At 70.0% G+C, this 4,091-nt stretch carries 4 protein-coding genes; 3 read left to right on the top strand and 1 reads right to left on the bottom strand.

What is annotated here, in order from left to right:
• From L810_RS41005 to L810_RS40995, 3 genes are all read left to right on the top strand, one after another.
• The coding region (locus tag L810_RS41005; protein WP_042978256.1) for a cytosine permease at positions 1-1,108 on the top strand (1,108 nt) is incomplete at its 5' end.
• A 22-nt stretch (positions 1,109-1,130) separates the two neighbouring features.
• Positions 1,131-1,859 (top strand): aspartate/glutamate racemase family protein, encoded by a 729-nt coding sequence (locus L810_RS41000; RefSeq protein WP_042978255.1) that lies wholly within the window; start codon positions 1,131-1,133, stop codon positions 1,857-1,859.
• A gap of 61 nt (positions 1,860-1,920) precedes the next feature.
• Positions 1,921-3,183, top strand: a complete 1,263-nt coding sequence (locus L810_RS40995) for a LysR family transcriptional regulator (protein ID WP_021164005.1) — start codon at positions 1,921-1,923, stop codon at positions 3,181-3,183.
• Positions 3,184-3,244: 61 nt separating this feature from the next.
• Here L810_RS40995 and L810_RS40990 read toward each other — a convergent pair.
• Positions 3,245-4,091, bottom strand: an 847-nt coding sequence (locus L810_RS40990; RefSeq protein WP_042978254.1) for an MFS transporter, incomplete at its 5' end; no start/stop codon positions are given.

Below are 4,091 nucleotides of genomic sequence, written 5' to 3'. Positions count from 1 at the left end.
CGGCATCCAGACCTATCTCGCGTCCGTCGTGCTGCGCGTGCTGCTCACCGCGATCTGGCCGGGCCTCGCCGCGTTCGACCAGGACGCGATCTTCGGGCTGTCGACGCTCGGCTGGATCACGTTCGTCGCGATCTGGCTCGTGCAGATCGGCATCCTCACGTACGGGATGGAAATGGTCCGCAAGTACGAGGGGCTCGCCGGCCCGGTGATCCTCGTCACGACGCTGTCGCTCGCCGCGTGGATGTTCAGCCGCACGGGCGGCCATCTCGCGATGTCGATCGGCAAGCCGCTGACCGGCCTGAAGATGTGGACGGAGATCTTCGCGGGCGGCTCGCTGTGGCTCGCGATCTACGGCACGCTGGTACTCAACTTCTGCGATTTCGCGCGCTCGTCGCCGAGCGCGAAGACGGTGCGGGTCGGCAACTTCTGGGGCCTGCCGGTCAACATCCTCGTGTTCGCGACGATCAGCTTCGTGCTCGCCGGCGCGCAGTTCAAGCTGAACGGCCACATCATCCACAGCCCGACGGAAATCATCGCGACGGTGCCCAACAAGCTGTTCCTCGTGCTCGGCTGCCTCGCGTTCCTGATCGTCACGGTCGCGGTGAACATCATGGCGAACTTCGTCGCGCCGGCCTTCGTGCTGACGAGCCTTGCGCCGCATCGCCTGTCGTTCCGCCGCGCGGGCCTGATCAGCGCGACGGTCGCCGTGCTGATCCTGCCGTGGAACCTGTACAACAGCCCGATCGTGATCGTCTACTTCCTGTCCGGCCTCGGCGCGCTGCTCGGCCCGCTGTACGGGATCATCACGGTCGACTACTGGCTCGTGCGCAAGCAGCGCGTGAACGTGCCCGACCTCTATACCGAAGCGCCGACGGGCGCCTACTTCTACACGCGCGGCGTGAACCGCAAGGCCCTGGCGGCGCTCCTGCCGTCCGCGCTGATCTCGATCACGCTCGCCGTCGTGCCGGCCTTCAGCGCGATGACGCCGTTCTCGTGGCTGCTCGGCGCGGCCATCGCGGGCAGCGTGTACTGGCTGCTGGCCGATCGCAAACGGCAATACGAGGAGCGCTCGGGCGAACCCATCGCGGTCGCCTGCGCGCAACACTGAACACACGCATACGGAGTCGGCAATGAGGATCCTGGTAGTCAACGTCAACACGACCGAGTCGATCACCGACGCGATCGCCGCGCAGGCGCAGGCCGCCGCGTCGCCGGGCACGGAGATCGTCGGGCTGACGCCGCGCTTCGGCGCGGAGTCGGTCGAAGGCAACTTCGAGAGCTACCTCGCGGCGATCGCCGTGATGGATCGCGTGCTGAGCTACGACGAGCCGTACGACGCGGTGATCCAGGCCGGCTACGGCGAACACGGCCGCGAAGGCCTGCAGGAACTGCTGACGGTGCCCGTCGTCGACATCACCGAAGCGGCCGCGAGCATCGCGATGCTGCTCGGCCATCGCTACTCGGTCGTCACGACGCTCGACCGCACGGTGCCGCTGATCGAGGATCGCCTGAAGCTCGCCGGACTCGACGCACGCTGCGCGTCGGTGCGCGCAAGCGGCCTCGCGGTACTCGAACTCGAGGAGAACCCGGCGCGCGCGATCGAGTCGATCGTCGGCCAGGCGCAGCGCGCGGTGAAGGACGATCACGCGGAAGTGATCTGCCTCGGCTGCGGCGGGATGGCCGGCCTCGACCGGCAGATCGAGGAATGCACGGGCGTGCCGGTCGTCGACGGCGTATCGGCCGCGGTCGCACTCGCCGAGTCGCTGGTGCGCCTGAAGCTGAAGACGTCGAAGGTCCGCACGTACGCACCGCCGCGCCCGAAGCGGATCGTCGGCTGGCCGGGCACCTTCGCAAAATGATGCGCCGCCGGCCGGCTGCCGCGTCGCGCTCGGGCATCGTGCCGCCGGGAGGCGTATCGGCATGCGGGACACGCTAGAACCGGACGCACTGCCCCGCCGCGCATCCGACGCCGCGGGCGCGCTCGACGTGCTCGATGCGCGGCTGATGCGCATCCTGCTCGTGCTGCTCACCGAGCGCACCGTGTCGCGCGCGGCCGTGCGGTTGAACATGTCGCAGCCGGCGACGAGCGCCGCGCTCAAGCGCCTGCGCACGCTGCTCGGCGATCCGTTGCTGGTGCGCAGCCGCTACGGGATGGTGCCGACCGAGTTCGGCGCGCGGCTGATCGAACCGCTGCGCAACGCGCTGCGCGTGATCGACTTCATCCGCATCCAGCAGCCGACGTTCGACGCGCGCACGTCGGTGCGCACCTACCGGATCGGCTGCCCCGACTACCTGAACGTGCTGTTCGTGCCGAAGCTCGTCGCGCTGTTCCGCGAACGCGCGCCGAACGCGCAACTCGTGTTCCATCCGCTCGGCGACGGCTTCGACGACGAGCGCGCGCTGGCCGACGGCGAACTCGACGTCGTGATCGACAATCGCCCGGCGCGCTCGTCGCGGTTCCGGCAGGACGACCTGTTCGACGATCGCGTCGTATGCCTGATGCGCGCGACGCATCCGCTCGCGCGGCACGGCGCGATGACGGCCGCCGATTTTGCCGACGCGCCGCAGCTGTGCCCGACGCCGTCGTGGCTCGAGGCGTCCGGCGCGATCGACCGGCAGCTCGAACGCGTGGGCCTGCAGCGGCGGATCGTCGTCACGCTGCCCCACTTCGAACTTGCCGCGCATGCGCTCGTGCGCACCGACATGCTTCTGACCACCACGTACCGGCTCGCGCGGCATTATGCGAAGCTGCTGCCGCTCGCCGCCGTCGCGCTGCCGGTGGAGCCGCGGGACATCGTGTACCGGATGACGTGGAACGAATCGGGCGCGTGCGTGGACGGCGTGCGCTGGCTGCGCGGGCTGATCGCGGAAGCGACACGGGCATGGCTCGACGCCGAGGCGATGCTGCCGACGGTTGCCGCGGTTCCCGCGGGCGCAGTCGCGGACGCCGGGAACCGCGTGCCGGCCGCGGCCGATATGTCCGATATGTCCGATATGTCCGATATGGCTGATATGGCCGATACAGCCGATCCAACCGATACGTCCGCTACGTCCGCTACGGCCGCTGAGCCCGACCCGGTTCGACGCACGCGCCGCAGGCAGGCGACGCATTGCCGTGCATCGCACCCGCCGCGCGTCGCCCATGCGGCACGCATCCACCGTCACGCGACGAAGTCGCATTGACCGGCGCGACCGACAGGCGCGACAACGCGCCGCTCGATACGTCACACACCTTCACGCACCTTCACGCACCTTCACGCACCCTCGCGCACCCTCGCGCACCATCGCGCATCGGTTGCGCAAGCAACTTCCATGCAACGACGGCCACGACGAGCGCGAGCACGCCGCTTACCGTCAGCGCGTCGGCAAACCCGCTCGCGAACGCGACGGGCGCCGCCTTCGCGAGCGCACCGGCGGCCGACGGCGGCACACGCTCGAGCGCCCGCGCCAGGTCGCCGGCCAGCAGGCTCGACATGAACGGCGCATCGGCGAACGCGCGCAGGCCGGGCGCGGCGGACAGCAGCCGGTCGAGCCGCGCCTGCGTGCTCGCCGCCAGCACCGCGCCGAGCACGCCGACGGCCGTCACGATCGCCGAGAAGCGCGTCGTCGTGCTGATGCCCGACGCCATGCCGGTGCGATTCGACGGCACGCACGCCATGATCGCCTTCTGCGTGTCGCCGTTCATGATGCCCGCGCCGCAGCCCGTCACGAACATGCCGATCGCGACGAGCCGGTAGTCGCCCGCGGCCGTCAGCGCCGCGGTCGCGAGGTTGCCCGCGCCGATCAACGCGAGCCCGCCCGCCAGCACGCCGCCGGACGACACGCGCGCGGCCAGCGCCGCGCCGAGCGACGGCCCGGCGATCATCGCGAACGCGAACGGCAGCATCCCGAGCCCCGCATCGATCGCCGACATCCCGAACGCGTTCTGCAGGTACAGCGGCAGGAACGTCATCATGACCTGCGCGCACGCCGCATAACCGAACATCGCGAGCACGGCGCCGACGAAGCGCGGCTGGCGGAACAGCGCGAGATCGATCATCGGCCGCGCCTGCCAGCGCTCCGCGCCGACGAACGCCGCGAACAGCGCGGCG

It is taken from the genome of Burkholderia sp. AU4i (genome assembly GCF_000466765.1).
Classification (GTDB): Bacteria; Pseudomonadota; Gammaproteobacteria; order Burkholderiales; family Burkholderiaceae; genus Burkholderia; species Burkholderia cepacia.
Note: the sequence above shows the minus strand (reverse complement) of the source record. Positions and strands in the feature narration are given on the sequence as shown.